22 protein-coding genes and 1 pseudogene are annotated in these 25,342 nt (G+C 39.9%); 12 read left to right on the top strand and 11 right to left on the bottom strand.

The genetic code is table 11. From position 1 onward, the window contains the following. Positions 1–295: 295 nt before the first annotated feature. From NST97_RS14435 to NST97_RS14425, 3 genes are read left to right on the top strand one after another with little or no spacing between them, the layout of a single operon-like run. Complete coding sequence (locus NST97_RS14435; RefSeq protein ID WP_341343379.1) at positions 296–1,339, top strand: NDP-sugar synthase; 1,044 nt, start codon at positions 296–298, stop codon at positions 1,337–1,339. Further along, positions 1,336–2,553: a glycosyltransferase family 4 protein gene (locus NST97_RS14430; protein WP_339210828.1), complete on the top strand. Its 1,218-nt coding sequence runs from the start codon at positions 1,336–1,338 to the stop codon at positions 2,551–2,553. The genes NST97_RS14435 and NST97_RS14430 overlap by 4 nt, the downstream gene beginning before the upstream one ends. Beyond that, on the top strand, positions 2,534–3,625 hold the full coding sequence (locus NST97_RS14425; RefSeq protein ID WP_094244956.1) for a glycosyl transferase: 1,092 nt from the start codon (positions 2,534–2,536) through the stop codon (positions 3,623–3,625). The genes NST97_RS14430 and NST97_RS14425 overlap by 20 nt, the downstream gene beginning before the upstream one ends. Positions 3,626–3,797: 172 nt before the next feature. On the opposite strand, the gene NST97_RS14420 is transcribed toward NST97_RS14425, so the two are convergent. Together NST97_RS14420 and NST97_RS14415 are read right to left on the bottom strand one after the other, a co-directional pair. Beyond that, positions 3,798–4,226, bottom strand: coding sequence for an SRPBCC family protein (locus NST97_RS14420; RefSeq protein ID WP_341343378.1), 429 nt, complete (start codon positions 4,224–4,226; stop codon positions 3,798–3,800). A gap of 177 nt (positions 4,227–4,403) precedes the next feature. Continuing rightward, entirely contained in the window at positions 4,404–4,901 is a 498-nt protein-coding gene (locus tag NST97_RS14415; protein WP_201108562.1) for a 2,4'-dihydroxyacetophenone dioxygenase family protein, read from the bottom strand. A gap of 163 nt (positions 4,902–5,064) precedes the next feature. Here NST97_RS14415 and NST97_RS14410 point away from each other — a divergent pair, with 163 nt between their 5' ends. Then, positions 5,065–5,340 carry a hypothetical protein gene (locus NST97_RS14410; RefSeq protein ID WP_341343377.1) on the top strand — a complete coding sequence of 92 codons (276 nt, stop codon included), beginning with the start codon at positions 5,065–5,067 and terminating at the stop codon, positions 5,338–5,340. Positions 5,341–5,380: 40 nt separating this feature from the next. Continuing rightward, the gene (locus NST97_RS14405; RefSeq protein ID WP_201108560.1) at positions 5,381–5,539 is read left to right on the top strand and encodes a hypothetical protein; all 159 of its coding nucleotides are present in this window, start codon (positions 5,381–5,383) and stop codon (positions 5,537–5,539) included. Positions 5,540–5,648: 109 nt separating this feature from the next. Here NST97_RS14405 and NST97_RS14400 read toward each other — a convergent pair whose 3' ends face one another. The 3 genes and pseudogenes from NST97_RS14400 to NST97_RS14390 all read right to left on the bottom strand — a co-directional run bounded on the left by NST97_RS14400 (position 5,649) and on the right by NST97_RS14390 (position 11,073). Continuing rightward, positions 5,649–6,860 (bottom strand): MFS transporter, encoded by a 1,212-nt coding sequence (locus tag NST97_RS14400; protein WP_066250471.1) that lies wholly within the window; start codon positions 6,858–6,860, stop codon positions 5,649–5,651. A gap of 930 nt (positions 6,861–7,790) precedes the next feature. Beyond that, a pseudogene (pdxR, locus tag NST97_RS14395) lies at positions 7,791–9,178 on the bottom strand (MocR-like pyridoxine biosynthesis transcription factor PdxR); the annotation flags it as partial. 521 nt (positions 9,179–9,699) lie between these two features. Beyond that, positions 9,700–11,073: an IS1380-like element ISGsp2 family transposase gene (locus NST97_RS14390; RefSeq protein WP_044899598.1), complete on the bottom strand. Its 1,374-nt coding sequence runs from the start codon at positions 11,071–11,073 to the stop codon at positions 9,700–9,702. Between the two features lie 149 nt (positions 11,074–11,222). Between NST97_RS14390 and skfA the strand changes: the two genes are divergently transcribed. The 7 genes from skfA (at position 11,223) to NST97_RS14355 (ending at position 17,493) form a co-directional block, all read left to right on the top strand. After that, the gene (gene skfA, locus NST97_RS14385) at positions 11,223–11,390 is read left to right on the top strand and encodes a sporulation killing factor (protein ID WP_063386524.1); all 168 of its coding nucleotides are present in this window, start codon (positions 11,223–11,225) and stop codon (positions 11,388–11,390) included. A gap of 206 nt (positions 11,391–11,596) precedes the next feature. Next, on the top strand, positions 11,597–12,832 hold the full coding sequence (gene skfB, locus NST97_RS14380; protein WP_117017014.1) for a sporulation killing factor system radical SAM maturase: 1,236 nt from the start codon (positions 11,597–11,599) through the stop codon (positions 12,830–12,832). Next, positions 12,832–14,328, top strand: coding sequence for a CPBP family intramembrane glutamic endopeptidase (locus NST97_RS14375; RefSeq protein WP_066250462.1), 1,497 nt, complete (start codon positions 12,832–12,834; stop codon positions 14,326–14,328). The genes skfB and NST97_RS14375 overlap by 1 nt, the downstream gene beginning before the upstream one ends. A 15-nt stretch (positions 14,329–14,343) precedes the next feature. Continuing rightward, positions 14,344–15,066 carry an ABC transporter ATP-binding protein gene (locus NST97_RS14370; protein WP_066250460.1) on the top strand — a complete coding sequence of 241 codons (723 nt, stop codon included), beginning with the start codon at positions 14,344–14,346 and terminating at the stop codon, positions 15,064–15,066. Beyond that, positions 15,059–16,507 carry a sporulation killing factor system integral membrane protein gene (skfF, locus tag NST97_RS14365; RefSeq protein WP_066250457.1) on the top strand — a complete coding sequence of 483 codons (1,449 nt, stop codon included), beginning with the start codon at positions 15,059–15,061 and terminating at the stop codon, positions 16,505–16,507. The genes NST97_RS14370 and skfF overlap by 8 nt, the downstream gene beginning before the upstream one ends. Positions 16,508–16,550: 43 nt before the next feature. Further along, positions 16,551–17,057: a HEAT repeat domain-containing protein gene (locus NST97_RS14360; RefSeq protein WP_063386519.1), complete on the top strand. Its 507-nt coding sequence runs from the start codon at positions 16,551–16,553 to the stop codon at positions 17,055–17,057. 13 nt (positions 17,058–17,070) lie between these two features. Beyond that, positions 17,071–17,493 (top strand): TlpA disulfide reductase family protein, encoded by a 423-nt coding sequence (locus NST97_RS14355; RefSeq protein ID WP_094244947.1) that lies wholly within the window; start codon positions 17,071–17,073, stop codon positions 17,491–17,493. A 440-nt stretch (positions 17,494–17,933) separates the two neighbouring features. Here the strand turns inward: NST97_RS14355 and rhaB are convergent, their stop codons facing one another. From rhaB to rbsK, 6 genes are all read right to left on the bottom strand, one after another. After that, positions 17,934–19,415 carry a rhamnulokinase gene (gene rhaB / locus NST97_RS14350; RefSeq protein WP_339212175.1) on the bottom strand — a complete coding sequence of 494 codons (1,482 nt, stop codon included), beginning with the start codon at positions 19,413–19,415 and terminating at the stop codon, positions 17,934–17,936. Positions 19,416–19,791: 376 nt separating this feature from the next. After that, positions 19,792–20,841: an autoinducer 2 ABC transporter substrate-binding protein gene (locus NST97_RS14345; protein WP_144596905.1), complete on the bottom strand. Its 1,050-nt coding sequence runs from the start codon at positions 20,839–20,841 to the stop codon at positions 19,792–19,794. A gap of 59 nt (positions 20,842–20,900) precedes the next feature. Next, positions 20,901–21,869, bottom strand: coding sequence for an ABC transporter permease (locus NST97_RS14340; RefSeq protein WP_341343376.1), 969 nt, complete (start codon positions 21,867–21,869; stop codon positions 20,901–20,903). 11 nt (positions 21,870–21,880) lie between these two features. Next, on the bottom strand, positions 21,881–22,864 hold the full coding sequence (locus tag NST97_RS14335) for an ABC transporter permease (protein ID WP_063386514.1): 984 nt from the start codon (positions 22,862–22,864) through the stop codon (positions 21,881–21,883). Continuing rightward, complete coding sequence (locus NST97_RS14330; protein ID WP_063386513.1) at positions 22,861–24,390, bottom strand: sugar ABC transporter ATP-binding protein; 1,530 nt, start codon at positions 24,388–24,390, stop codon at positions 22,861–22,863. The genes NST97_RS14335 and NST97_RS14330 overlap by 4 nt, the downstream gene beginning before the upstream one ends. Before the next feature lie 15 nt (positions 24,391–24,405). After that, positions 24,406–25,341, bottom strand: coding sequence for a ribokinase (rbsK, locus tag NST97_RS14325; RefSeq protein WP_341343375.1), 936 nt, complete (start codon positions 25,339–25,341; stop codon positions 24,406–24,408). Position 25,342 lies beyond the last annotated feature (1 nt).

Raw genomic sequence — 25,342 nt, 5'->3', positions numbered from 1 at the left:
TTAGACATTAAAACAAACAGCACTCTTCTTAGAGGTTTTTCAAACATTTTTTAAGCTTCTATCAATCGGAGTAGAGACTTTAAACAAAAGGGTGTTATATTTGTCCCTTTTTTCATTAAGTATAGGAAAACCCCCGACTGAGTTGAAATTCATACATTTTACTTATATAAGAAATTTTGTTATAATATTTATTAGCAACCAGTAGGTTTGAGTGCTAACAATATACGCCACTTTCATTTTTCATTCATCCATCTGTTGTGAACTTCATAATCATAGACTAATGGAGGGATGACAAATGAAAACATTACTGTTAGCTGGTGGTTTAGGAACACGTTTACGCCCATTAACTGAAAATTTGCCGAAACCGATGGCACCCATTGCTAACCGGCCATGGCTCGAACACCTCATCACTTATCTTCGCGATCAAGGAATCAACCAATTCGTAATAGCCTCACATCACTGTTCAGATGTCATAAAAAATTACTTCGGAGACGGCAAACGTTTCGGTGTAGACATTGAGTACTCTGATGAAACACATCAAATGGGAACAGCAGGAGCTATCAAAAATGCTGAAAGATTTTTGAAGGAAAGATTTCTTGTTGTAAATGCCGACATTGTTCACTTGCCAAACTTGATTCCTCTTCTTGAATTTCATGAACAAAGCGGCGGGATCGCCACAATTGCACTGACGGAAGTAGATGACCCTTCTTCTTACGGTGTCGTTCAACTGGACGATTCCAGCCGGATTTTGCGTTTTGTTGAAAAGCCTCGTCGTGAAGAAGCACCATCAAATTTGATCAATGCTGGTTTGTACATTCTTGAACCAGAAGTAATGCGCTACATTCCAGCAGGACGTGAAGTTTCTATCGAACGTGAAACATTTCCCACCCTTATTCAAAAAAGCAAAAGTGTATACGGAAAAATAAGCAGCGGTTACTGGTTTGATATGGGAACACCAGAACGTTACCGGAAAATTCATTGGGACGTTCTTGAAAATCGGAACCCGTTGCCTACTCGCGGAAATCAAGTTCAACCGAGCGTTTGGTTAGGAAAAGACACCAAAATCGGATCTGCCGTCCGCTTTATCCCTCCTGTTTTAATCGGGGATAATGTCGAGGTAGGCGATCAGTCAGTAATTGGTCCGTTTGCAGTGATTGGTGATCATTGCCGCATTGGCTCCAAAGTGCATTTTTCAAACTCTATTCTTTGGGATCAATCAAGCATAAGCGATAATATTCGTGTCAACAACAGTATTATGGCTTACAAGACATTCTTAAATGAAGGTAAAGTGTACGATAACTTGATCTTGAACCAATATGAGAGGGTGATGCAAGCATGAGTCGAATTGCATATGTCAGCACATATCCTCCGCGCCGTTGCGGTATTGCTACCTTCACTGAACATGTATTTACAAACGTAAGCGCTGCTGGCAAACGCGGTAATCGTGACCCAATCATTGTACTTTATAATGAAAATGATGACAGAAATGTATATGAAAATAATCCGAGATTTTGGCCTTTGCCAATGCAAGATCGTTCAGCTTATGTGAAGATGGCCAAAAGGGTCAATCGAAGCGATATTTCTGTTGTAGTTTTGCAACATGAATTCGGCATTTTCGGCGGTGAAGCGGGAGAGTACATAGTCGACTTTGTACGCGCATTAAATAAACCGCTCGTCACGACGTTTCACACGATTTTCTCTGATCCTAAGCCGCCATATCGGCAAGTCCAGCAGGAAATTGCCGATTTAAGCGACGCTATAGTCGTCATGAATCGCAAGGCTGTCTCTTATTTAGTCCGAGCGTATAATTTGCCCGAAAATAAAATTGTCTACATTCCACATGGATCGCCTAAACCTCGAGATAACGAGCGGGTTCAGCTTCGCCGCCAGCTGGGATTTGAAGGCAGAAAAGTATTGCTTACATTTGGATTACTGAATCGCGGCAAAGGAATCGAGTCTCTAATTTCAGCCCTCCCAGAAGTTGTCCATGAAGTACCGGAAACGTTATATATTATCGCGGGACAAACGCATCCTGAAGTGAAAAAGCGGGAAGGAGAATCATACCGTGAAGAGCTGCAAAACATGATTCGTCAGCTCGGATTAGAAGAGAATGTCCGAATGATTGACCGTTACTTTAATGAAGAGGAGCTCGTCTCCTACTTAACAGCGTGTGATCTATATGTAACTCCTTATCCGGGCATGCAGCAAATCACAAGCGGAACGCTGGCTTATGCCGTCGGAATAGGCCGTCCAATTCTCTCCACGCCATACGAACATGCACAAGATTTATTAAAAGGCTGTGAAGAACTGCTTCTTCCGTATGGCGACATCAAAGCATGGGAACAGCGATTAAAAGAGCTATTAATGGATGACAATGCATTGCACCAATGGGAAAATCGAATTCGGCAGATTGGAAAGGCAACCCATTGGCCAACTGTCGGGATGCAATATTTGAAGCTGTTTGCCAAAATCGGCGAAATGGACTTGGATGAGAAGGGTGTGAAAGAGCCGAACGAAAGCGTGGTGAAACACGTTGCACCAACCAAATATTAATTTTGATCATTTGGAACGTTTAACTGACGATACAGGGTTGATCGAGCATTGCCTCGGCCGGATTCCGCGCCGTAAAGAAGGATATTCAACAGACGACAATGCGCGCGCCCTTTGGCTATGTATTGAATGGATAGAGCTTCTTCAAGATGAACCGTCTGAATTGAAGAGACTCTACGGAATGCTTGATCGGTATTTAGCCTTTTTGCTTTGGGCTCAAAGGGATGATGGATGGTTTCATAATAACTTTTATTATGACCGAACACCTGAATCGGAAACTCGTTCTGAAGATTGTCTTGGTCGATCAGTTTGGGCAGTGACAATGGCCTATTTAAAACTTAATGACAATGCCCGCCGCTATGTGGCAGCAGAAATTTTGCGCAATGCCCTTTCTGCATGCCGCAAGCTTCGTTTTGCCCGCAGCCAAGCATGGGTGCTGGCCAGTTGCAGCAAACTGCTCATGGAAAAGAAAAACAGCATTTCCTCTCTTGGAATAGCAGAAGATGAACTTAAACAATTGGCAGAGACATGCGAACATAGTTTATTAACAGCATACAAAGAGCACCGAACGGAAGATTGGCATTGGTTCGAAAAACAAATGACATATGCCAATGGAATTTTGCCTTGGGGATTATTTTTATCCTATCGATACAACCGTCGCAATGAAACATTGCGAATTGCCAAAGAGAGTCTTGATTTTCTCATCGAAAAGATGGGCGGATTCAACAGCTCCTCCATTCGTCCAATCGGCAACCGGGGTTGGTGCAGCCGCCACAATCGCGCCGACTGGGATCAGCAGCCCATCGATGTTATGAAACTAGCTTTAGCTGCAAACGAAGCTTATCATATTTTGGATGATTCTGCTTACTTACAAGTTGTACTGCGCTGCCGAGACTGGTTTTATGGTGGGAATGACCATCACATTCCTTTAGTCGATCCTAGCGATGGCAGCTGCTGTGACGGTTTGAACTCCGATGGTCCTAACCAAAATCGGGGCGCGGAATCAACACTTTCCTATTTAATGACTGAAGCTTTAGCACATCCGCTAAAATTGGAAGTATTCGAAAAGATTTAATAAAAAATCTTTTTTTCAGTTGTTCAAAAAAGTGCATCCGCCTTTTCCTCTATTCTTCGGACGATATGGCGATTGCATTGGGGAGATCATCATCTCCCTAATTTTTTTGCTGTTTTCTTTTCCTCCAAGTTATTTCCTCGAGCTGGATCTGAAAACGTAAATGAATTTTTTGTTATTCCACAACCTTTTGCAATTTTTTTAAAATGTTCATCCAGCCATGATTCATCCGTTCACGAACAACAGAGCTTTTTTCATTTACTTTAGGCAGCACATCGTCAGGATGCTTCCATCCGCTGTGAATAAGAGTAAATTCAGTTTTATCCCCTAAATCCTTCAAAATAAAAGAAACAACCCAGCCTTCTGTATCCCATGTGAAAGAGAGGCGGTAAGGCGGTTCAAGTTCTACCACTTTACATGGAGACGGCCCGAAAGGAGATTGCAGATGGAATTCATGTCCCAGCTTTGGCTGAAAATCATTTGGCATGAACCATGACGCAATCCCCTCTGACGTAGCCGCCGTCTCCCAAACTTTTTCAATTAAGGCTTCTAATACAATTGATTGATGAATGTCTTGTAATGGATTTTGATGATTTTTTTCCATAGTCTTGCTCCTTTTTACATCATTTAGTTTCAAATTATATGAAACCACAAGGTATTATGTCAAATGCACTGACTCATGAAATAGAAATTCTTAGATATAAATGAAAAAAACCGTTCCGAACTAGAACGGTTCTGTACCTTTGTAAACGCTGTCATTTTTTACATCAGTTTCAAAGGATCATAAAAACAAATCTTTATTAATGGGCAAATTATTTTTCTCGCAATAAGTTAAGTAATGATCGATAAACCAAAATACATCTACCGTTTCAATGATACGGTCTTGATCATCGAGAAATTCAAGCGGTCCGTTTAAATGAAACACAGTTTCCATCCCTTCGTCGGAAACGAGTGTATGTGTCCTGCCCGGACTTTCGCGAATAAAATCTCCCGGTTTTGCGATCCAGTCGTATTCTTTGTAATACCAGCTTCCTTTAATCACATAACCAGTGACAGGACCGCGGTGGCGATGCCTGCCAAGCGTGCCGCCAGATCCAACCCGAAGAACATTGACGGAAGTATTGCTGCGAATATCAAAAGACAAATGGCGTATCCAGACGTTTTCTACAAACGGGACCCATGGCGAAGTTTCTAAAGAAGAATGGATATAACCTTCAGAAAGCGCAAATTGGTCTCGTCTCACATCTATTCTTTTTTCCACCTGTACATAATGATCCACAATATCCCCCCGCACCTTTTTATTTTTCTTTTAAAACAAGGTGAAAAAATTCACTAAATGTATATGATTTCTTCATCCAAATATGACAAATTCTTTTTAGTCTAGAAGAAGGAAAGGTACTGCTAAAATTTACAATAATTAACATATTTGGTTATAATCTAATATGAATAAAAATTATTCATCTTTATCATTTCATTTAGTTCATTTTCTCCCCTGCTTTATGGGCATATGCAAAAATAAAGATCAAAACAGAGGTGAAAGCAAAAATGTTGTGCGGATTTCTTTAGCTGAACAGTCTGCAGCAGGAATTGAACAAACATCTGCCGCATCCGAACAGACGAACAGCTCGATGGAGGATATTTCAGTAAATTCCATGAAGTTGGCAAATCTGTCAGAAGAGCTCAACGGGTTCGTTCAACAGTTTAAGCTATCTAACTAATTTCTAATACCAATTATTTCAAGCTGGTCGAATACGTTTCATGCGAATGGCATGCCAAAATACAAAAAAAGGACAGCCTTTGATTAAAGAGGCTGTCCAAAAATCCGTAAACGCCCAAGCGATCGCGCTTTATTTTCCTTGTACGACTGCTTCAATTGAACTTCGGCGCCAGCAAATGATCCATTCCCGCACTGTTTAAAAAAGTTACGGGTTGGAATCAATTTTCCCAACGAGAATAGATTTTTACAAGCCTATTCATCTTGTCACTTCGGTCTAAAAAAGGTGAGAAATAACAACAGTTCTTAGCGTTAACTAGACGACTTGGATTTGGCCAGTTTCGTATTTTTCAATGACTTGTTTTGCCAAAAGACAGTAATAAAAAGTGTAAACACTAATAAAATGCATCCTAAAATGAAAGGATACAAAATTTGAATATCATATAATATTCCCGCCAACATCGGCCCCAATATATTTCCTATACTCATATAGGCGTTGTTTAACCCCATGGCAAAGCCTTGTTCATTTCCAGCCATCTTTGAAATAAGAGTGTTCAAAACAGGACGTAAGATGGATGTTGCAAGAAAAATCAAGAGGGTGATGACAAAAAACAGAGAATAGCTGTCGGCAAACAATGAAAGGAAAAATCCAATTGCAACTACGCCTAAAAAGAAATTTAAAACGGCTCCTTCCCCAAAGCGGCCGACAAGCTTATCGACCACAAACAACTGCACAATCACACTTATCAGTCCAGTTAATGTAACCATCCAAGCAATTTCTTGCGGTGTTGCCCCAAACTGATCATCCATATATAACCCGATGACAGATTCATAAGCCATTAAACCAAAGCTCATAACAAGAGTAATAATCAACAGCATAAAATACGGCTTATGAGCGGACGAAACCAATTTTTTTAACATCGGCTCATCATTGATTTGCGTTTTTTGTTCCGGGGTATGTTGTTGTTCAACACTTTCTTTTAAAACTGTTAATGAAAAAATAACAGCAGCTAAAGAGACGATCGTTGCAACAAGAAAAGGCATTTTCAACCCAAAATCAGCAAAGAAACCGCCAACCCCTGGTCCTATTACAATCCCAAGCGACATGGCTGCTGATATGAAACTATTGCCTTTAGCCCGCTGCTCAATTGTCGTAATATCGGCAATATAAGCAAAAATAGCGGGTACCAGAAGCGCGGAGCCTATCCCTCCGACTACACGCGAAGCGTACAGCCACCAAATGGAATCAAATGCGTAAAAGATAAACATAGAAACAGTTAAACCGATTAATCCTAAAACAATCATTTTTTTCCGGCCATACTGATCTGTCCATTTCCCTGCAATTGGAGAAAACACAAGCTGGGCTCCTGCAAATATTGCGACCATTAAACCAGCTGCCGTACCGCCTTGACCAATGGACTCCAAATAAGCAGGCAATATGGGGATAATAATGCCGAAGCTTCCAATAGTTATAAACATGTTAATCATTAAAATAATCATTTTTCTCCACTGAGACATTGACATAGTGAGTACCTACGCTTTCTTCCGGTCTATTTCAAGCACATAGAAAACCTGCTATTCTGTTTTCTGGACAGCAGGTTTATTCTACAGGCATACTGCGGTGATTTGTATTTAGCATTTTCAAACACATACTAATCCTATCCAGAAAATATATTCGCTTCCTTAAAAATGCAGCTTAAAGATAGAATTAGTTAGTCATATCCAAACCATCATCCTTCCGCTTTTTTACAGATTTATAATATCTTATAACATCAAACAAATCAAATAAAAATTTAAATTCAATGCAGGCAACATAATGCTGAAAAGGGAAAAAACAGAAATCCCGACCGAGAGCCTGAGGAAAAAATCCGAGCGTTGAAAAAGAAACTCGGCATAGGCGGTACGAATGAAAGCAAAATGATGTGCCATCGACATAAAAACTAACGTATATTATAATCAATACAGGCATTTAAACTTAGCAGACGCACTATCCGGCATGCTTTAAGATCCGCTGTCTTTCATTCTACTTGAAGTAAAATGTATTCGCTTAGAATTTGAAGATCCAGCGAAAACTCAAAAGGGCAAAATACATGTGGTTTTGCATGATACCAACTTTTTCCCCGTTTTGTTCGGGGGCTGTCTATGATAATTCATTTGATGAAATAGTATCCTCTGAAATTGATTCATTTGAAACGAATTTTTAGCACATAAAAAAACCCCCTCAAAGTTGTGAGAGAGTTTAACCCCTTAAACAAACGTTTGATTAAAACCCTGCATGACTTAAAGTCCCAGCAAACTTACCTCCATAAACAGCGCTCTCATCAAATTTTGTATTTGGTCAATATTATCGTTTCATGGGCATGTTTGGACAATTTTATTATCGACACTTAAAATGAATATCCTACATGTTTTCATCTTCATCAAACGTTTAGATGCCCCACGATGAACACCTCCCTGCCTTAATCTAAAAATGCCTTCCGCAATTTCTTCTTTTGTTAAATTTCCATATCCTAAAATAATTTTGTTTTGATGGATTCCTTTTTGAATAGCATGAACTTCTACAGGATAAATTTTCACTTTATGCTTCTTCATTATTTCATTTACTACTTGATTAAAAACACGATGTTTTGAAATTCTGCGACTAAATGCAAACCGGTGGAATCGCCAAAAATTTTAACTGTGTCGCCAAATTGTTCAGTCAAACATTTTTTTACATAGTCACGCCGCGCTTTATATATTTTTTTCATTTTCCTGATGCGGCGCTCTAAATGCCTTTCATCAATGAAACGGGCAAGCGTCAGCTGCTCCAATGACGGGGTATGGAGATCTGTAAACCATTTTAAGTCCTGACAGCGTTTAATTAATGCCGGCGGAAGTATTAAATATCCCAGCCTTAAAGCAGGCGATAATATTTTGCTGAAGGTTCCGATGTATATCACTCTGTTTGGGTCAAGTCCTTGAAGGGAATGAATCGGCGCCCCTTGATGACGAAATTCGCTGTCATAATCATCCTCAACAATATAGCAATCAACTTTTCTAGCAAATTGAATTAACTGGATTCGCCGCTGTATTGGCAGTGTTCCTCCAAGTGGAAATTGGTGGGACGGTGTAACAAATATAAAGCTCGGTTTTCTATCCGAAGGAAGCAAATCCATTTTCATCCCCTGTTCGTCAACAGGAACAGGACAAATGACTGCACCGGATAAAGAAAAAATGGTTTGAATTTCTTTTGTAATAGGATCTTCAACAATTACTTCATCTCCCGGTGAAAGAAGCAATTTTGCTAGAAGAGAAAAGGCTTGTGTTGCTCCAGAAGTTATCACTAGTTGATCTGGGTGACATTCCACTCCTCTCGTTCTCTTTAAATATTGAGACAAAACATAACGAAGCTCGATTCTGCCTTCGGGATTATCATAACCCAAAATAGAATGGGCAGTTTCTGCACAAACTTGTTTAGCCATTTGCCCCCATTTTTGTCTTGGAAACATATTTAAAGCTGGGATGCCTGAACGAAAATCTATGATATCGTTAATTTCTTCTTTTATTTGCTGCCTTTCTAAAAACGATTGACTATCCGTTTTTTCCTGCTGATGCAAGTATGCTCCTTCAGCTACAAATGTTCCGGAACCTGGCCGTGTTTCGATATATCCTTCTGCCAGCAATTGCTCATAAGCTTCTAAAATGACATTTCTTGAAACCCCTAAATTGGAAGCTAATTCACGAGTAGGCGGAAGACACTCTCCAGCCGCAAGCTCGCCGTTCAATATTTTTGTTCGAATTTGCTCGTAAACTTGCCGTATTAAAGGGACGTCCAGCGTCCGATCAATCGATAGCCAAAGCATGCTTGCCCTCCTATTGCAAATTGGTACTATAAAAATTTATAAAAATTGACTATTATTCTACCATTTTAACATGATCGTTTTAAAAGGATATGATTGGAAAATAAGTATATACTGGGAAAAAGATTGGGTGGCTAGCCTTACGGACATCCTGTATCAAAAGGCTAATAAGCGTGAAACTTGTATCAATAATAAACAGCTCTTGCACCAATACAAGCTGTTATGAAATCTTTATATTAAATTTTCAAAAAATTATAACAAAATGACAATTTATTTCTTACTTCGACATTATCGCTATGCTAAATTTTAAACAGTTACCTGAATCCGTGATGAATTGAAATCGACTTTGATTTTGTTGTAATTTTGATGGATTGATAATCCATAAAACCCCTTTTATGCTTATGACCTATGTCATCTCTATTTCCGAAAATGGAACAAATCTCTTTTTTAGGTATACGAACCAAAAAAATAGACAAAAAAGCACAGGGAGTGACGTTGGACATCAGTGCCCGAACATTCGTTCGTTATCTTGCCTCTCTCCATTTCTGATAGACGTTCAGTAGGGGCTCGCTATAGCCACTCCTTCGCGTCAGTTTCATCCAGATCTGTCGTGATCGACGGACGAGTCGCCCTGCCATCGTGATCACCGTCTGAATAATCGTCTTGATGCGGCGGCGTTTCACTTTGTGGTGCAACGGATGTCTCGGATCGCTTAATAGATCTTGTCCAATCAGACGAAGAAGATTGTAAACGAAGGCTCCCATGACCAACACGAGCGCATTCGTTTTCATCTTCCCAGATGGAAGCCGCTCTAAATCTAAGTCGCTCTTCAGTTCGCTATGAAACTGTTCGCATGTCGCATGGTCATGATACAACGCGAGCACATCGCTCATTCGAACATGCTCGTATCCTTTGAGCCGCACCCAATAGCTTTCCACTTCATAATCAGGAACGAGCATCAGCTGTCCATTGCGTTCCATCGTCCGTTCCGTCACTTGGGTGACTTGAACGTACGTATACGTGTTTCCATCGATCGCTGCCTTCTGTGGAAGGCATAGCTCATAGGTTTGTACTCCTTCGCTTTGTCCATCATCGACACGTTTGCCCTTTTGCGAAGCGATCTGGAACCAAAGCGCTTTCGATTCTCGGCGTAAGTTTCGCTTGATGACAAAGTCCACGTCTTCCTTTAGGCATACGTGCACATTCGCTTCTGCATCGTTTCCTGCATCCATGCGAACAAGCAGACGAGATGAAGTCAGTTGACGAGCTCGACGGATAGCGGTGACTAAAAACGAGGGCATGTTGTCTTGCACATGTTGTTTCCCTGGACGCAACTCGGCATGAACGAGATACCCTTCCTTCCCTGCATACGCAAACAACGGTGTAAAACCGTCAAATCCTTTATACGTTCGACTGACTCCTTCTTTTTTCGTATCGGAGTTGTCAAATGGGGAACCATCTATATCAAGGGGAAGCCATGTCGTCTTTCCTTTGGTCCAACAAGGGGACAAAGTGGCATGTCGTTGAATCAACAGACGTATGGACTCCTCCCAAAGAATCGTTTCGGTCATCGGAAGACAAGCGAGCTGATCGAGTCGTTGTCGCAAGGTTGGAGAGGAAGGCACGTGCTGAATCCCCATCGATGCCGAAAAGATATCGTCCTGACGATACGCTTCGATATGATCGAAATCCGTTTTTCCTGTGGCAAGCAAGCCAATCATCGAGCGAATGACATCGCTATGGGAAATGTGCACTTCTCGACGAACCGTTGGAAGCCGAAGTGCGTTTACCCGTTTATCCAGTTTCGTTCGATGGAGTAAGTAGCCAACGAGAGCAAGCCCAGCACTTGGGGTAATCGCTTCATCTGTCAATACAAACCGAATCGGGAAATCTTTCATCACATCACCTACTTGATGAAGAATCGTCAACGTCGTTTTCCCTTATCGTATCAACGGTTTGCGACCATTGTAAAGATGTTTTGTCACGGATTCAGGCAGTTATATTTTATTCCAATAATGACCATTTTTAATTGGAAGGAGATGGGATTATGGAGAAGCAAAAAAAACAGTGGGAGCCAACAGCTATCAAGGAACTGAAAAAGCCAGCAGGCACCTCGATTGTGAAAGCGGCTGGATGTATGAGCTGCTGGGCCTCAAAAAGTATCTCGATGACTAGAGTCTGCTGGCTCCCACATCCGGCAATGCGCCTGCTATAACCATTATATTCAAAAGGATTGCAATGGAGCAGTTTTTTAACTGCTCCCTAAAATAAAGGAGTAGTGGCAGTGAAGCGCACCCATTCAATGTCATATATATACAGATTTGAGAAACAAAGTTAGAAAACGTGTCGAAAAAAATTTTTTGACACCCCTTAAAACGGCTACAACCATTGATATATCAACATTTATAGAGGGAGGATTTTATGTCAAAATTGTTAGAAACGGCAACTAACACTTCACCAGAATTTGCGATCCACTTCCAACCTCATGGGGCCATTTTGCTTGACAGAAAAAGCATGTTCTATTTTAGACTTAGCGGCAGGGGAACAGAATTAGCCTTAATGCTTGCCAAAAATAACAGTGTTCAAAAAACGGCAAGAATTTGGGAGATTCTTTCAAAAGAAAAGGTAAGTGAGGAAGAATTAAATAACGAGCTAGATTCACATCCATTTACATCAGCGTGGAAAAAAGGCCTGCTAAATCACCCTTTGATGATCACCGGATCTACAGAGTACTATTTGCCAATCAGCTGCACCCTTCAATTAACAAATATGTGCAATTTGAAGTGTCCTTTCTGTTATGCAAGCTCAGGAAAACCGTATCCAGATGAACTATCATCTTCCCAATGGATAAAAGTGTTGCAAAAACTCGCATCTCACGGTGTAGCTGACATCACCATTACAGGCGGAGAAGCAAAGCTAACAAAAAATTTCTTGAAAATCATTGCCACAGCCAGTTCTTTATTTACGAACGTCAACCTTTTTAGCAATGGCCTAAATTGGCGCGACGATGAGATTGAACTGATCAGCCACTTGGGAAATGTCAGTGTCCAAATAAGTATAGATGGAAACAGCAGCACCCATGACAAGTTAAGAGGGAGAGAAGGAGGATTTTCCGAAAGCTTGAAAAATGCCGAACGTTTTGCTCAATCATCGGTTCCCGTCCTCATTGCTATGACTGTTAACCAACTCAACTACAAAGAAGTTTATGAAGTAATCGAAAAATCGGTGGAAGTTGGCGCAGTTGTATTTCGTGCGGGTCAAACTATTCCCGTAGGCAGAGCATCTGAATATCAAGACATGACAAGCGAAATGAAGGAGAAAGTAAAGCAGCAGTTGGCAGACGCCAAAAAAAGATGGAGTGATCAAATCATTATTATGGATTGGGAAGACCACCATCAAAATGATAGTCTTACAGATTTCTGCACGCCGGGATTTTTGTCATGGTATATTCGTGCGGATGGACAAGTTACACCTTGTCAAATTGAAGATACATCCCTTGGAAACGTCTTAAAAAACAGCATGCAGGAGATCGGTTCACCGGAAAGGCTAATGCAAGCGAAGCGACTTGCTAAACAATGTAGATGTATAGGAAAGATAGAATTACCTGAAGCCGATTTGCCTTTTACCATTCAAAAAGAAGCTGAGGTTAAACCATGATGACGACCATCATCCATTTATTATGGATCATCCTTCCTATTGCAGGAACCTTTCTGTTTTACAAATTCAAACCAAAAACGTACGAATCGCTATTATTACATAAAAAAGAAGCTCGGGAATTGGCAGTGCAATTCATTAAACGGTATTCCGGCATTGATGTATCAGATTGGGATTTTTATGCGATGTATTGGTACGACCGAAATACCGTCAATATGCTGCATCACCTAGGATTGTTAAACAAAGTTCGCCATATTTTATATCATTGGGGTTTAGTCGAATCATGGAGAATTAGATTCGTTCGAGAAAACCGATCAGTCATCATTGGCATCAATTCAAATGGAGAAATTACGTTTTACACCGCGAACCTGTCAAAGAAAGAAATGGCGAAACATAAAGGCGCTTTTTCCTCTCCGGAACAATTAAAAAAAGAGCTTGCCGTCTCAGATAATGGATTATGGGCTGCATCTCAATTCACAGGTGCAGGCAGAAAAGAAGAAGACTTGGAAAATATTGAAACGTACTGGTATATTGCCGAATCTCAACCAGTAAGAATGAAAATAACGGTTGAAATCCATAACGGGCAAATATTCTATATCGGTTCAGAACAAGAGATATTGACAGAAGACATCGAAACAGCGGTTAAGAAAGAGCAAATGGAATCTACCTTAAATATGACGGGAGTATTAGCGTCATGCCTGGCCGTTATTGCAGCGATCATCATCCTTATCAACCTTCGCCAAAATGCCGGCATCACTGCAAGCATCTTGCTGGGGGCGGTTCTATTCTTTTGTAACATCATAACAATAAAAGAAGACATTCAACTGAGCATCGTCAATACTTATGATTCCCGCCTCAGCATAAAAACGGTTTATGCTCTTGGAATCTTATCGGCAATTTTAGCAGGATTGGCCACAGGTTTCGTCGTATATATATGTTCATTGGCAGGGCACTCTTTGAGTAATGTTCTCCAAATAGCTTTTTTTGATAATGCTGTATGGCAGTTTTTCGTCGGCTTAAGTGTCGGCATCGGCTGCTTAGGTTTTTTTTCAGCAATTTTTTCATGGCTGGAAGAGAAAAATTGGCTGCGAATTTCTCCCGAGTTGTCCAATCGTACCATTTACTTGTCAGGCTTTACATTTAAACAAGGATTAAGCATCGGCCTGCAAAGCTCCATTGCAGAGGAAACAGTCTACCGTTTGTTGATCATTCCGACGATATGGTGGTTGAGCGGCAATTGGGCTTTGGCGATCATCATTTCCTCCATTCTATGGGCCATTATGCACCAAGGAACAGGATTTCATCCCAGATGGATCAGATGGATCCAATTAGTAATCTTTGGCATTATACTGGGATTCTTTTTCATCCAGTTCGGTTTTCTGTCCTCCTTAACCATTCATTTTATTTATAATTTTATTCTTGTCATGAAGCCGCTTTGGGATTACACTTTCCAGAAAAAATTGAAGGCCAGTGAAACCTTCAAACAACCCTCAGTATAACAATGGAGGAGAGGCATGAAGATCATCCAAGTAACCAATTTGAAGAAAAAATATCGTAACGGCGATGGTGTAGAAGATATAACTTTTTCCGTTCATTCAGGAGAAATCGTAGCCTTATTAGGGCCAAACGGGGCAGGTAAAACAACAACCATTAGGTGTCTCGCTGGATTATACACCCCTGATGATGGGACGATCAAAATTGCGGGGCATACCCCTGGTACGGTTGAAGCGCAGCAATCCGCTTCGCTAATTCCGGATCACCCATATTTGTACCCTACCTTAACCGTAGCGGAACATTTGCAATTTCGCGCCAGAGCCTTCAAAGTTGAAAAAAAAGACCTTCAAAAAAAAGTTTATGAAGCTTTAAAAGAGGTAAATATTGAATCGTTGGCGGATCGATTAAGCGGGCAATTGTCAAGGGGACAAAAGCAAAGGGTTATTTTGGCTGGCGCCATTATACAAAACGCTTCTATATATATATTGGATGAACCAACAATCGGTTTGGATATTTCTTCCAAACAATGGCTTGCCAACTGGCTTGTCCGTAAATCAAAACATCATAGCGCCATTCTCATATCCACCCACAGCCTCGAATTTGTATTGGAAACAGCTAACAGAGTGTTATTAATTCGAGAAGGCCGTATTGTAAAAGAAATGGCCGTACCAAAAAACAACGAAGAATATCCAGCCTGGAAGCAAGAAGTCATACGCAGTTTAGGGGATTGGTCAAATGATTAATATTTGGTCATTTTTGTTCCTTCAAGCGAAAAGAGAAATCGATAGCCAAAAACACGGGATAAAATTCTTTCTGTTCATTTTTGTTTTATTTATATGGTTTTTTCTGTTTCAACTTGAATGGGGGGCTAATTCCAGAAGTTGGGACATTGCCTATACAGGATGGATTTGCTCAGGAATTTTTATTGTCATGACCATTTTTGGGCTGCTTTCCAACCGCATACCTGGGCTCATGCAAGACGTCATATGGCTTTATACCGCCCCTTATTCTTTCACTAAAATCGCTTATTCCATATTATTATGGCGATTGTCTTGGAAAGGGCTGCTCTGTCTTCTCTCAGGAATCACAGCTGATGCCGTTTATTTTTTGGCAGGAAATCCATTTGGCCGGTTAACAGCACAATCAATCCGATTACTTTGTCTCATTGTTTTATTAGAATCATGGATAATGGCTATGTCCTGTGCCAGAACTGTAAAAGGAACAAAAATTGCTTTCTCCTTTGTTGCCTTCATTCTCACCGTTATATATGGTATTGCTCTCTATGGTTCTTTTTTTCAAGCCAATGAATTGATTTGGCAGAAGTATATTAGCTACCATATCGGCTTTATCGGCTATTTATTTACAAACAGCTTTTTGCTGCAAGGGTTTCTTGCCTTTCTAATCATGATCGCCCTTTCGTTCATGATTATTCGAATAACAACGAAAAAATCGGAATGCAAAGAAAAATTGGTAAAAGAAGCTGATTTTTGGGCGGAGTTTCAAGATCATCAAACCGATTTTTTTAAAAACAGCCTGAAAGAGATGCACACATGGTGGGGGCTGAAAGGATTAAACGGTATTTTTTCTTTCCTTTGGCTCGAAATATTGCTTGCCAAGAAATACATTTTTTTTCATGCTACTCATTTGTTTGTTCTTCTCATCTTAGTTCCCGTTTTCATTGCAAAAAACATTTATTGGTTTTATATTTTGGTCGTTTTTACAATCGGAGCTTTTTTCAGCAGTTCCTACTATTCAGGATTAATTAGACATGCAAAGTCTGGAGATCTTTTTTTGCTGCCGGGAAAACTATGGAAAAAAGCATTGCTGCTGGAAGGATCGAATACCGCTTGGATCTTTCTATTTTATCTTTATTGCGTGGGTATGTGGCATTTCCATTTCAACACTGCTTTTACAGATTTCCTTTCATTTAGTTTGTACGGGCTTGGAGGATACATGCTCATGCTTTCCATCCGCTGGGCGGCATTTGTTAGAACATATAAAAAAGACCCCTCTCTCAGCCTGATTTCATACTATAAAAATTTTGCTTTCATTTGTATGGGGAGCACCCTTTGTTACATCCTTTTGTTTTTTCTTTTCAAAAACCTTCTTTTCTATTGGCTGCCTCTTTTCATGATCGTGTTAAGCACGATTTTATTCTTATCTTTCTATCAATATGAACGTTGAATCAGAAGGGATTTAATACTTTTTCTTAAGGAGATGAATTTTCATGAGTTCAAATGAAATAATCTCTCAAGCCTTAACGAAACTAAAAAGCAGCGATGAAGCAACGGTATTTCAAGGAGTGAAAGAGCTAAAAAAAACGGGAAAAGCCGCTGTCCCAATACTCATAAAAGCCTTAAAAGATGAGAAATCCCTCCGAATGATTTCATCCGTTGTGCTGGGGGAATTTGGTGCAGATGCAAAGGAAGCAGTTCCCGAACTCGCTTCGCTTTTAAAAGATGACGACGAAGATATAAGAATGTCAGCTGCTTTATCCTTAATGAGAATCGGACATCACAGTCTGAACGCCCTCGTTGAAGTTGCACGAAATACAGAAGGAAAACCGCGTTTTTGGGCATCATGGGCAATCTCCTTGATCGATCCGTCTAAAATTGAACCTCTTATGTTGAAGTGTCTAAAAGAAGAACTGGATAAGCCGTCCGGAATGGTCAGTCCTTTTGCCGCGGAGGAAGCAATTGGTAAAATTATCGCTATGCAACTAAAGGATCAATGAGGAGGAACAGCACATGGATTTAATACAAACAATGACAAAAGACTTGCCGTGGCTGAACGTTCCAAAAAACGGCCATGATTTCCCATCATCCAATCGGCTTTTGTTTTATTTTTGGTCAATTAGCTGCCCGTATTGCAGTGAATTAACGGATCAGTTATTAGAAGAAACAGTTAATCTTGAAACCTTTCATGTCATTGCCGTTCATGTACCTTATACAGCTGAAGAGAAAGCGTTGGAGCTTGTGAAAACACGAGTAGAGGAAAAAAAGATTACAATTCCTGTAGTTTTAGATCAAAACTATGCAATCGCACAATCTTTTGGTATTCAAGGAATCCCTGCTTTTTGCCTAGTCAATCAACAAATGAAGAAAGAATTATTAACAATGGGAGAGGAAGGTTTTCACAAAATGATGAAAAAAATTAAACAGCTAAAGTAAAGTCTTACCGCTTTTTTCTTGACTTTTTCACTGTAAAAAGAATCGGTTTACCTTTTTAAATATTTCTCTATTAAAATTTATGTTCAACATTCCGTTAACATTTTTCTTGGAGCAATAAATTGAGAGAAAAATTTTTTTGGTTCCTTTTGAAGTTCATTTATTTGCCTTTTGGAATAGTGTCTTTATTCTAAAATCTCTTTTATTGTACATGATCCGATAAAACGGCAGCTAATCTATTAAGACCATCAAAAGGAACCTTTCCATATTCTGTTTCATTTTGCGCCCCTAAGTTTAAATGAAATTTTTTGAGGCTGTTGGAAATGCTATTCCCCAACTCGATGTACTTTTTAATGATAATGCATTCCAATTGCTGGTGAACACAAATTGGAGCGCCGCTCATTCCTGATGTAACATAGGCACTATGAGTTATTGTGTTATGATCAATTTTTCTTATGGAGCCGGTACTCTGTACATATCCAGGAGAAAACAGCTTGTTTAAATTGTTCTTTTAATGCATCGTTTCCGCTTTCTCTTGGATCAAAACGCTTAATAGAAAAAGAGTTCAAGACTAGATTCCGTCCTTCCTGTAAATTTGCAAGCTTTTTCTCCGCTATTAGCTGAATTAAAATATTTCCTACAGCCGTTGCTTCAGAGGGACCGGCAAAAACCGTTTTTCCGCTTACAGCAGCGGTCATTTCGTTTATGAAATCATTTTGCGAGCCGCCTCCGACAATATATAATGAATCGATTGTTCTGCCCGATATACTTTCAATTTCATCCATTGACAAGGAATATAGTATAGCCAGATTTGTAAATACACATCTCGCAATTTCTCCTGCTGATTGCGGCACAGGCTGAAGCGTTTCCCTGCAATATTTCTGAATTTCTTCTACCATATTGTCCGGATTAAAAAATCGCTGATCGTTAAAATTGATAAATTGTTTGCATGGAGGCGCCTTTCTTGCCTCATCAACCATTTGGACAAAATTGTAATCTTTCGTTAAATGTCTTCTCACTTCTTGAATAATCCACATGCCCATAATATTTTTTAAAAAACGGTATGTCCCAAACACTCCCCACTCATTTGTATAATTGTAAAATAATGATTTTTCCGTAATGATTGGCGCATCCGATTCAATCCCAATCAAAGACCAAGTTCCGCTGCTTAAATACGCCCAATTTTTTTCAGCAGCAGGTACTCCTGCAACTGCGGAAGCTGTATCATGAGAACCAACTATAATCACTTTTGTTTCGGGCAGATCGTAATCAGGAAAATATTCGTTTCTGACATATCCGAGCATGTCCCCGGGGTAAGAAAACGGCGGAAACTGCTCACGCTCAATTGACAGCAGCTGAAGCAAATCTTGATCAAAATCTTTTTCTTTCACGTTTAAAAGCTGAGTACAAGATGCGCTTGTCACTTCCGTCACTGCACATCCAGTCAGTTTGTATCCTAAGTAATCAGGAACTGTCATAATCATTTTCGTTTTTTCAAGATTTTCTTTTTTTTCTTCATATAACTGGTATAAGGTGTTGAAGGATAAAAACTGAATGCCTGTTTTTTCATATATATCTTTTTTGGAAATATGCTTCGTAATCTTCTCAATCGTCCGTTCTGTTCTTTTATCTCTGTATGCTATGACCTCTTGCACCCTTTTTCCTTCTTGATCGACCAGCACATAATCTGTAGCCCAAGTATCGATTCCAAGTGTACACCTTTTCACTCCCAATGTTTTGGCATATGCCAATCCCTTTACAATTTCCGTCAGCAAATGATCAATATCCCAATAATACGTTCCATTTCGTTCCGTAAAACCATTGGCAAATCGGTGTATTTCTTCAATTGTCAATTTCCCATTTTTTATATCCCCTATGACAAGCCGTCCGCTTGATGCACCGATGTCAACTGCGATATGTGTCATTTTATCCCTCCTAAAATTCACACAATCTATGAAGCTGCTAAATGTTTCGCTTAAAAATTAGGATAGCGTTCCATAACTAGACATTTTCTTGCTGCTCATGCAGCAGGTCAAAATCTGAGTAAACATTTGCAAACAACTTTTCTTCCATTCTTCAAAAAATTCATTGGCAGTAACCATTAAAAAAGTTTTCCCTTTCCACAAAGCAAGAAAAATCTCTTTACGTTTCCTGCCAATAAAAATATTGATATTTTAGCCTTCACTTTTTTATTGCAAGGCAAAGAACTTACCGGGCCCGCAAAAATAGCAATACTTTCTAAAATAACGAAACCCCTCTCCAATTGCAAAAATGTGAGAGGGGTAATCTCTTTAACGAAAATTAAAAGTCATAGTCTTTAGCATTATCCTTTGTGAAGTCTGTAGGCGGTCCCATAATGACCGTTTTACCATCCTCCCAAACTTCCACTTCTCCTACACCATCTATATTTTGGCCGTTTTCAGGCTTTTTGCCATCAACAAGATCTTTAGCTAAAGCGACTGTCAAATATCCTAATTTGTCAGGCTCCCAAAGGATTGCTACATCTAATGAGCCATCCTCTAAAAATGGAGCTGAATCCTTCGGAAGTGCTGTTCCGACAACAGCGATTTTGTCTTGAAGACCTTTCTCTTGAATAGCTTGAGCTGCGCCAAGAGGAGCAGGAGTTGAAAATGCCATAATCCCTTTAAGGTTCGGATATGATTTAATTAAATCCAGCGTTTTTTGGTATGCCACTTGCTGCTTTTCATCAGTCGCAATTTTATCTGTTACTAGCTTTATTCCTGGATAATTTTCTTCAAGTTCCTTCTTCGCTGCATCGATCCATGAATTTAAGTTTGCTGCCGCAAGACCACCTGTGAGAATGGCAATTTCCCCTTCTTCAGTCCCCATTTGTTCAACTAATGATTTTGCGATATGACGGCCATAAGCTTCGTCATCAATTTGGTGGACAGAAAGTTCAACTAAAGATTGATCTGCTGGTGTATCCCAGTCCATCACGATAATTCCTTTATCCTTCGCTTTTTGTAATACAGGCGATAATGCAGCTGCATCATTCGGTGCAACAGCAATTACATCCACATCTTGACTAATTAAATCTTCAATCACCTTAACCTGCTGGGCAGCATCTGCCTCTGTCGGACCTGTATAAATCACTTCGACTCCAAGATCTTTTCCCGCTTGAATTGCTCCTTTTTCAGATGCATTGAAATAAGGAATGCCAATTAGTTTAGGAACAACAGCAATTTTGATTTTTCCATCGCCCCCGCCAGCCTCATCTTTTCCATCTTTAGATGAATTTGAATTCCCCCCTGCACCCTGCTGAGAAACACATCCTGCAAGAAGACCAAATACAAGCAATAAAGCGACAAATAAACCTGCAATTTTTTTCATACTTTTCCTCCTTGTAAATTTATAGTTTATAAATCTTTTAACCAATTAAAGAAAAGTCATTATGCTGTTTCTGCAAGCTTTTTTTGCTTGTTTTCATCAGCCTTTACTTTAATAAAGTTAATAATTAACACCGCGATTAAAATAACCCCCATAATCACTGTCACAATCGGTCTCGGCACTCCCATTAGAATTAAGCCGCTGGATATCATTTGAAAAATCATAACTGCATATAACGTGCCGATCACTTTCCCATAGCCTCCTTGGATTTCAGTACCGCCAAGAACGGCTGCTGCAACGCTTTGCAATAAATAGGATGATCCAAGATCAACTTTTACTGTGTTATATCTTGATGTCATGATGATAGAAGCAATTGCTGCTAACAAAGCACTATATAAATACACCTTCATTAAAACCTTGCTGTTATTAACCCCTGAAAACAAGGATGCAACCGGATTGCTTCCAACCATATAAACTGATCTTCCCCATACTGTTTTATTCAGCAGTACGGAAGTCAAAATAGCGACAAAGAGAAAGATTATAATCGAAAGCGGAATGAGCCCCAGATAATAACCATTTCCAATCAGCGTGTACTCAGGGCTGAATCCGGATATTGAATTTCCTTTTGTAATGCTGAGAATAAGCCCTTCAAACAATACCATTGTCCCAAGTGTTACAAGAATCGGTGATACTCCGATCTTGGCTATAATAAATCCATTCATAAAACCGCAAAGAAGTCCAACTGCAATGCCTCCTAAAATCGCAATGATCATCGGATATCCATTGCTTGATAATATCGCAATTGCTACCCCTGCCAGCGCTGCCGTATACGTGATCGACAAATCGATTCCGCCTGTTACGATCACCACCATCATGGCTAAAGCAAACAAACCGAACTCAGGCAGCTGAAACATCATATTTGTCAAGTTATTGCTTGATAAAAATCCCGGAACACTTATGCTCATCAAAACAAATAGACCGATGGCAATGAGTCCGAGTATATTTTCTTTTGAAAGCGTAACCTGTTTCATCCTCTCCCCCCTTATGCTTCCACTTCAATTTTTGAAAGCTGCTTTTGCGAGCGTTTATATTGAATATGGTCATATGATACAGCGATTAATATAATTGCCCCTGTAAAAACCTTTTGCCAGAAAGTATCAATTTTCGCTAATATTAATCCATTTTGTATAATTCCTAGCAGAAGAACACCTAATATCGTTCCAAATATTGTTCCGCGTCCTCCCATTATATTGGCTCCTCCCAGCACCACTGCAGCAATAACCATTAATTCCAAGCCAAGCATTCCGTTCGGATCTACCGCTTTTGTATAAGAAGTTTGAGCAATCGCAGCAATCCCTGCTAAAAAGCCCATATAAGAAAAAACAAATATTTGAACTTTGCTGTAGTTAATTCCGACTCGGACAGCCGATTCTTTGTTTCCGCCAATAGCCATTACTTCGCGGCCGATTAATGTGTATTTAAGAATGTACCATGTCAAAGCTGCTGTAATGATAAAAAGCCAAATAATAATGGATATTCCAAAAACAGAGAAATTCGAAAATTTCAAGAAAACAGTTGGGAAGTTGCTGCTGTTCAAGTATTGGCCGTTTGTAATATACAGAACAAGTCCGTTAATAATACTCATCATCCCTAAAGTAACGACAATCGCCGGAATTTGAATTTTTGCAACTAAAATTCCATTGATGGAGCCTAACAGCACTCCGAAAAGCGGAGCAATGACAAAAATTAACACAATGGTCAGTGGGCTATCAGGCAAAAACATCATCGTCTTGCCCAAAACGACACATACCGCGCTTGTCACTGCTGCAACAGATACATCAATCCCCCCTGTAATGATGACAAGCGTCATTCCAATAGCCAAAATGCCTAATACTGCATTTCCTTTCACAACATCCAACAAATTATCTGCTGTTAAAAATACCGGGCTAATGAAGGCCAATATGATGCATAGAAGTAAAATAATGACAGCAACGCTCATTTCTTTTGATTTTAAAAACGCTTTCATAATTGTGCCTCCTCGCGGACCTTACCCTTTTGCCCAAGCAATGCAAGGTTCATGATGCTTTCCTGTGTCGCTTCATGAATCCCGAGTTCGCCTGCAATTCGTCCATGGCGCATAACGATAATGCGATCGCTAACAGCAAGCACCTCAGGAAGTTCAGAAGAAATCACAATGATTCCCATTCCATTTGCCGCTAATCCTCTTAAAAGCTTATGGATTTCTGACTTGGCACCGATGTCAATTCCGTTAGTCGGCTCATCGATAATCAAAATTTTAGGATTTGTTGACAGCCACTTTCCTATGACTACCTTTTGTTGATTTCCGCCTGACAAATCGCCGGCAGCCCTGTATGGCAGCGGCGGTCTGACATCTAATGATTGTATATAATGCTCAGCTAATTCTATTTCTTTTCTTCGATTAATCAGCAAAAATTTATTTTTTAATTTTTTCAACACAGGAAGCGAAATATTATTAATGATTGATTGTCTTAAAATAAGCCCTTGCGTCTTCCGGCTTTCAGGAATATAAGCAATTCCTTTTTTTACTGCCTCTTCTGAAGACTTGATCACAGTCTTTTGACCGTTAATGATGATGTCCCCTTTGTAAGGACGATTAATGCCAAAAATAGCTTGCGCCAGCTCGGTGCGACCAGAGCCTACAAGCCCTGTAATTCCAAGAACCTCTCCTTCCCTCAGTTCAAATGAAATATCTTTGAAATTTCCTTCTTTCGCAAGGTTTCTTACTTCAAGCAATGTTTTGCCTGAGGCTGCCTTTTCTTTATTTTTTTCATATAAAATTTTCCGGCCAACCATTAACGTAATTAGTTTTTCTTCTGTTAATTCATTTGCATGATACGTACCGACATATTTGCCATCTCTTAGAACGGTGAATCGATCAGAAACTGTAAAAAGTTCTTTTAATTTATGGCTTACAAAAATAATTGAAATCCCTCTTTTTTTCAAAGAAAATATAACTTCGTACAGCTTCTCTACTTCACCGGCGGAAAGTGATGATGTCGGCTCATCCATGACGATTAATTTCGCATCAAACGCAAGCGCCCTCGCTATTTCGACCATCTGCTGCTGGGCTATGCTCAGTTTTTCTACCGGTGTTGAAACATCAATCTCAAAATCAAGCTCTTTTAAAGCCTTTTTGGCCGTTTTTTCCATAAGAGCCCAATCAACTTTTTTCCAAGAATGCTTATCGCTGTCTCTTCCTATATAAATGTTTTCTGCTACCGATAAATTCGGAAATAAGCTTAAGTCCTGGTAAATAATTGATATGCCGCGCATAGTGGCATCAATTGGTCTTCGTATTTTTGCTTCCTTTCCTTCAAAGAAAAACTGGGCTCCTGGATCAGGCTGATAAACTCCAGCTAGTATTTTTATGAGTGTGGATTTACCGGCGCCGTTTTCTCCAATAAGGGCATGAACTTCCCCTTTCTTTACTTCAAGCTTCACGTCATCTAATGCTTTTACACCAGGAAATGTTTTGCTGATATTTAACATTTGAAGCAAGTATTCACTCATGCTATCACCTTATTTCTAACCAGTTGTTATTCCATTTTCTTTACAATATTGCTTTACTTCCTCAAGTGTCGGAATGCCGTCTTGCGCACCCTTTCTAGTTACTTTGATGCCGGAAACAATAACAGCAAATTTGGCAGCTTCCTCTAATGTTTTTCCATCAGCAATTGCGCATGCAAGAGCCCCGGCAAAGGAATCTCCAGCTCCAACCGTATCAATAGCTTTTACCTTTAACGGCGGTATGAATAAAGTCTTGCCTTCATCATAAAGCAAAAGACCGCTTCCGCCCATTTTAATAATGCTCTTTTTCATTCCAAAATGAAGGTGGAAATGCTCTGCTGCTTTGATTGCGCTTTCTTCTGAATCAGCTTTAATGCCTGTCAATGTATAGGTTTCCTGTAAATTCGGCGTTATAATGTCGGCATACTGGAGAGCCTCGAGTACTATGCCTTCTGCAGGAGCCGGATCTAATATAACAAACATCCCTTTTCGTTTTGCTGCTTTCATCGCCTGGATAACGGCTTCAACAGGTATTTCCATTTGAATGAGAAGCACCTTGCTGTCCTCAATTGTATGGATCCTTTCCAATATATCTTCAGCGGTTAATGAATCATTTGCGCCTTTTATCACGAGCATTGTGTTTTCAGCTGATGAATCAACTGTAATTAAGGCGCTGCCTGTAGGAACGTTCGGCACAATTTTGATTAATGTCGTGTCGACACGGTTTTGCACTAGTCTTTTTGTTAGTTCGGCGGCAAAAGCATCTTCTCCGATCGCACCAATCAAATAAACTTTTTTTCCAAGCTTTGCACAAGCTGTTGCTTGGTTGGCGCCTTTTCCTCCACTAAACAAAACCATGCTGTTCCCGAAAACTGTCTCACCATGGCTCGGATATTTGTCTGTCATCGCAACAATGTCCATATTAATGCTGCCAACTACTGTAATTGAAGACATA

This window comes from Aeribacillus sp. FSL K6-1305 (genome assembly GCF_038050115.1).
GTDB classification, from domain to species: domain Bacteria; phylum Bacillota; class Bacilli; order Bacillales; family Aeribacillaceae; genus Aeribacillus; species Aeribacillus composti.
This window is presented reverse-complemented; position numbering and strand designations above follow the sequence as displayed.

Excerpts from the sequence above, each read along its gene's own strand:
- NST97_RS14340 (WP_341343376.1), bottom strand. The coding sequence starts at position 21,869 with ATGAAACAGGTTACGCTTTCAAAAGAAAATATACTCGGACTCATTGCC.
- rbsK (WP_341343375.1), bottom strand. The coding sequence starts at position 25,341 with ATGTCTTCAATTACAGTAGTTGGCAGCATTAATATGGACATTGTTGCG.
- NST97_RS14390 (WP_044899598.1), bottom strand. The coding sequence starts at position 11,073 with ATGAAAGATTTCCCGATTCGGTTTGTATTGACAGATGAAGCGATTACC.
- skfF (WP_066250457.1), top strand. The coding sequence starts at position 15,059 with ATGATTAATATTTGGTCATTTTTGTTCCTTCAAGCGAAAAGAGAAATC.
- NST97_RS14410 (WP_341343377.1), top strand. The coding sequence starts at position 5,065 with ATGAATAAAAATTATTCATCTTTATCATTTCATTTAGTTCATTTTCTC.
- NST97_RS14405 (WP_201108560.1), top strand. The coding sequence starts at position 5,381 with ATGCGAATGGCATGCCAAAATACAAAAAAAGGACAGCCTTTGATTAAA.
- NST97_RS14355 (WP_094244947.1), top strand. The coding sequence starts at position 17,071 with ATGGATTTAATACAAACAATGACAAAAGACTTGCCGTGGCTGAACGTT.
- NST97_RS14435 (WP_341343379.1), top strand. The coding sequence starts at position 296 with ATGAAAACATTACTGTTAGCTGGTGGTTTAGGAACACGTTTACGCCCA.
- NST97_RS14345 (WP_144596905.1), bottom strand. The coding sequence starts at position 20,841 with ATGAAAAAAATTGCAGGTTTATTTGTCGCTTTATTGCTTGTATTTGGT.
- NST97_RS14360 (WP_063386519.1), top strand. The coding sequence starts at position 16,551 with ATGAGTTCAAATGAAATAATCTCTCAAGCCTTAACGAAACTAAAAAGC.
- NST97_RS14375 (WP_066250462.1), top strand. The coding sequence starts at position 12,832 with ATGACGACCATCATCCATTTATTATGGATCATCCTTCCTATTGCAGGA.
- skfA (WP_063386524.1), top strand. The coding sequence starts at position 11,223 with ATGGAGAAGCAAAAAAAACAGTGGGAGCCAACAGCTATCAAGGAACTG.
- skfB (WP_117017014.1), top strand. The coding sequence starts at position 11,597 with ATGTCAAAATTGTTAGAAACGGCAACTAACACTTCACCAGAATTTGCG.
- NST97_RS14400 (WP_066250471.1), bottom strand. The coding sequence starts at position 6,860 with ATGTCAATGTCTCAGTGGAGAAAAATGATTATTTTAATGATTAACATG.
- NST97_RS14335 (WP_063386514.1), bottom strand. The coding sequence starts at position 22,864 with ATGAAAGCGTTTTTAAAATCAAAAGAAATGAGCGTTGCTGTCATTATT.
- NST97_RS14370 (WP_066250460.1), top strand. The coding sequence starts at position 14,344 with ATGAAGATCATCCAAGTAACCAATTTGAAGAAAAAATATCGTAACGGC.
- NST97_RS14420 (WP_341343378.1), bottom strand. The coding sequence starts at position 4,226 with ATGGAAAAAAATCATCAAAATCCATTACAAGACATTCATCAATCAATT.
- rhaB (WP_339212175.1), bottom strand. The coding sequence starts at position 19,415 with ATGACACATATCGCAGTTGACATCGGTGCATCAAGCGGACGGCTTGTC.
- NST97_RS14430 (WP_339210828.1), top strand. The coding sequence starts at position 1,336 with ATGAGTCGAATTGCATATGTCAGCACATATCCTCCGCGCCGTTGCGGT.
- NST97_RS14330 (WP_063386513.1), bottom strand. The coding sequence starts at position 24,390 with ATGAGTGAATACTTGCTTCAAATGTTAAATATCAGCAAAACATTTCCT.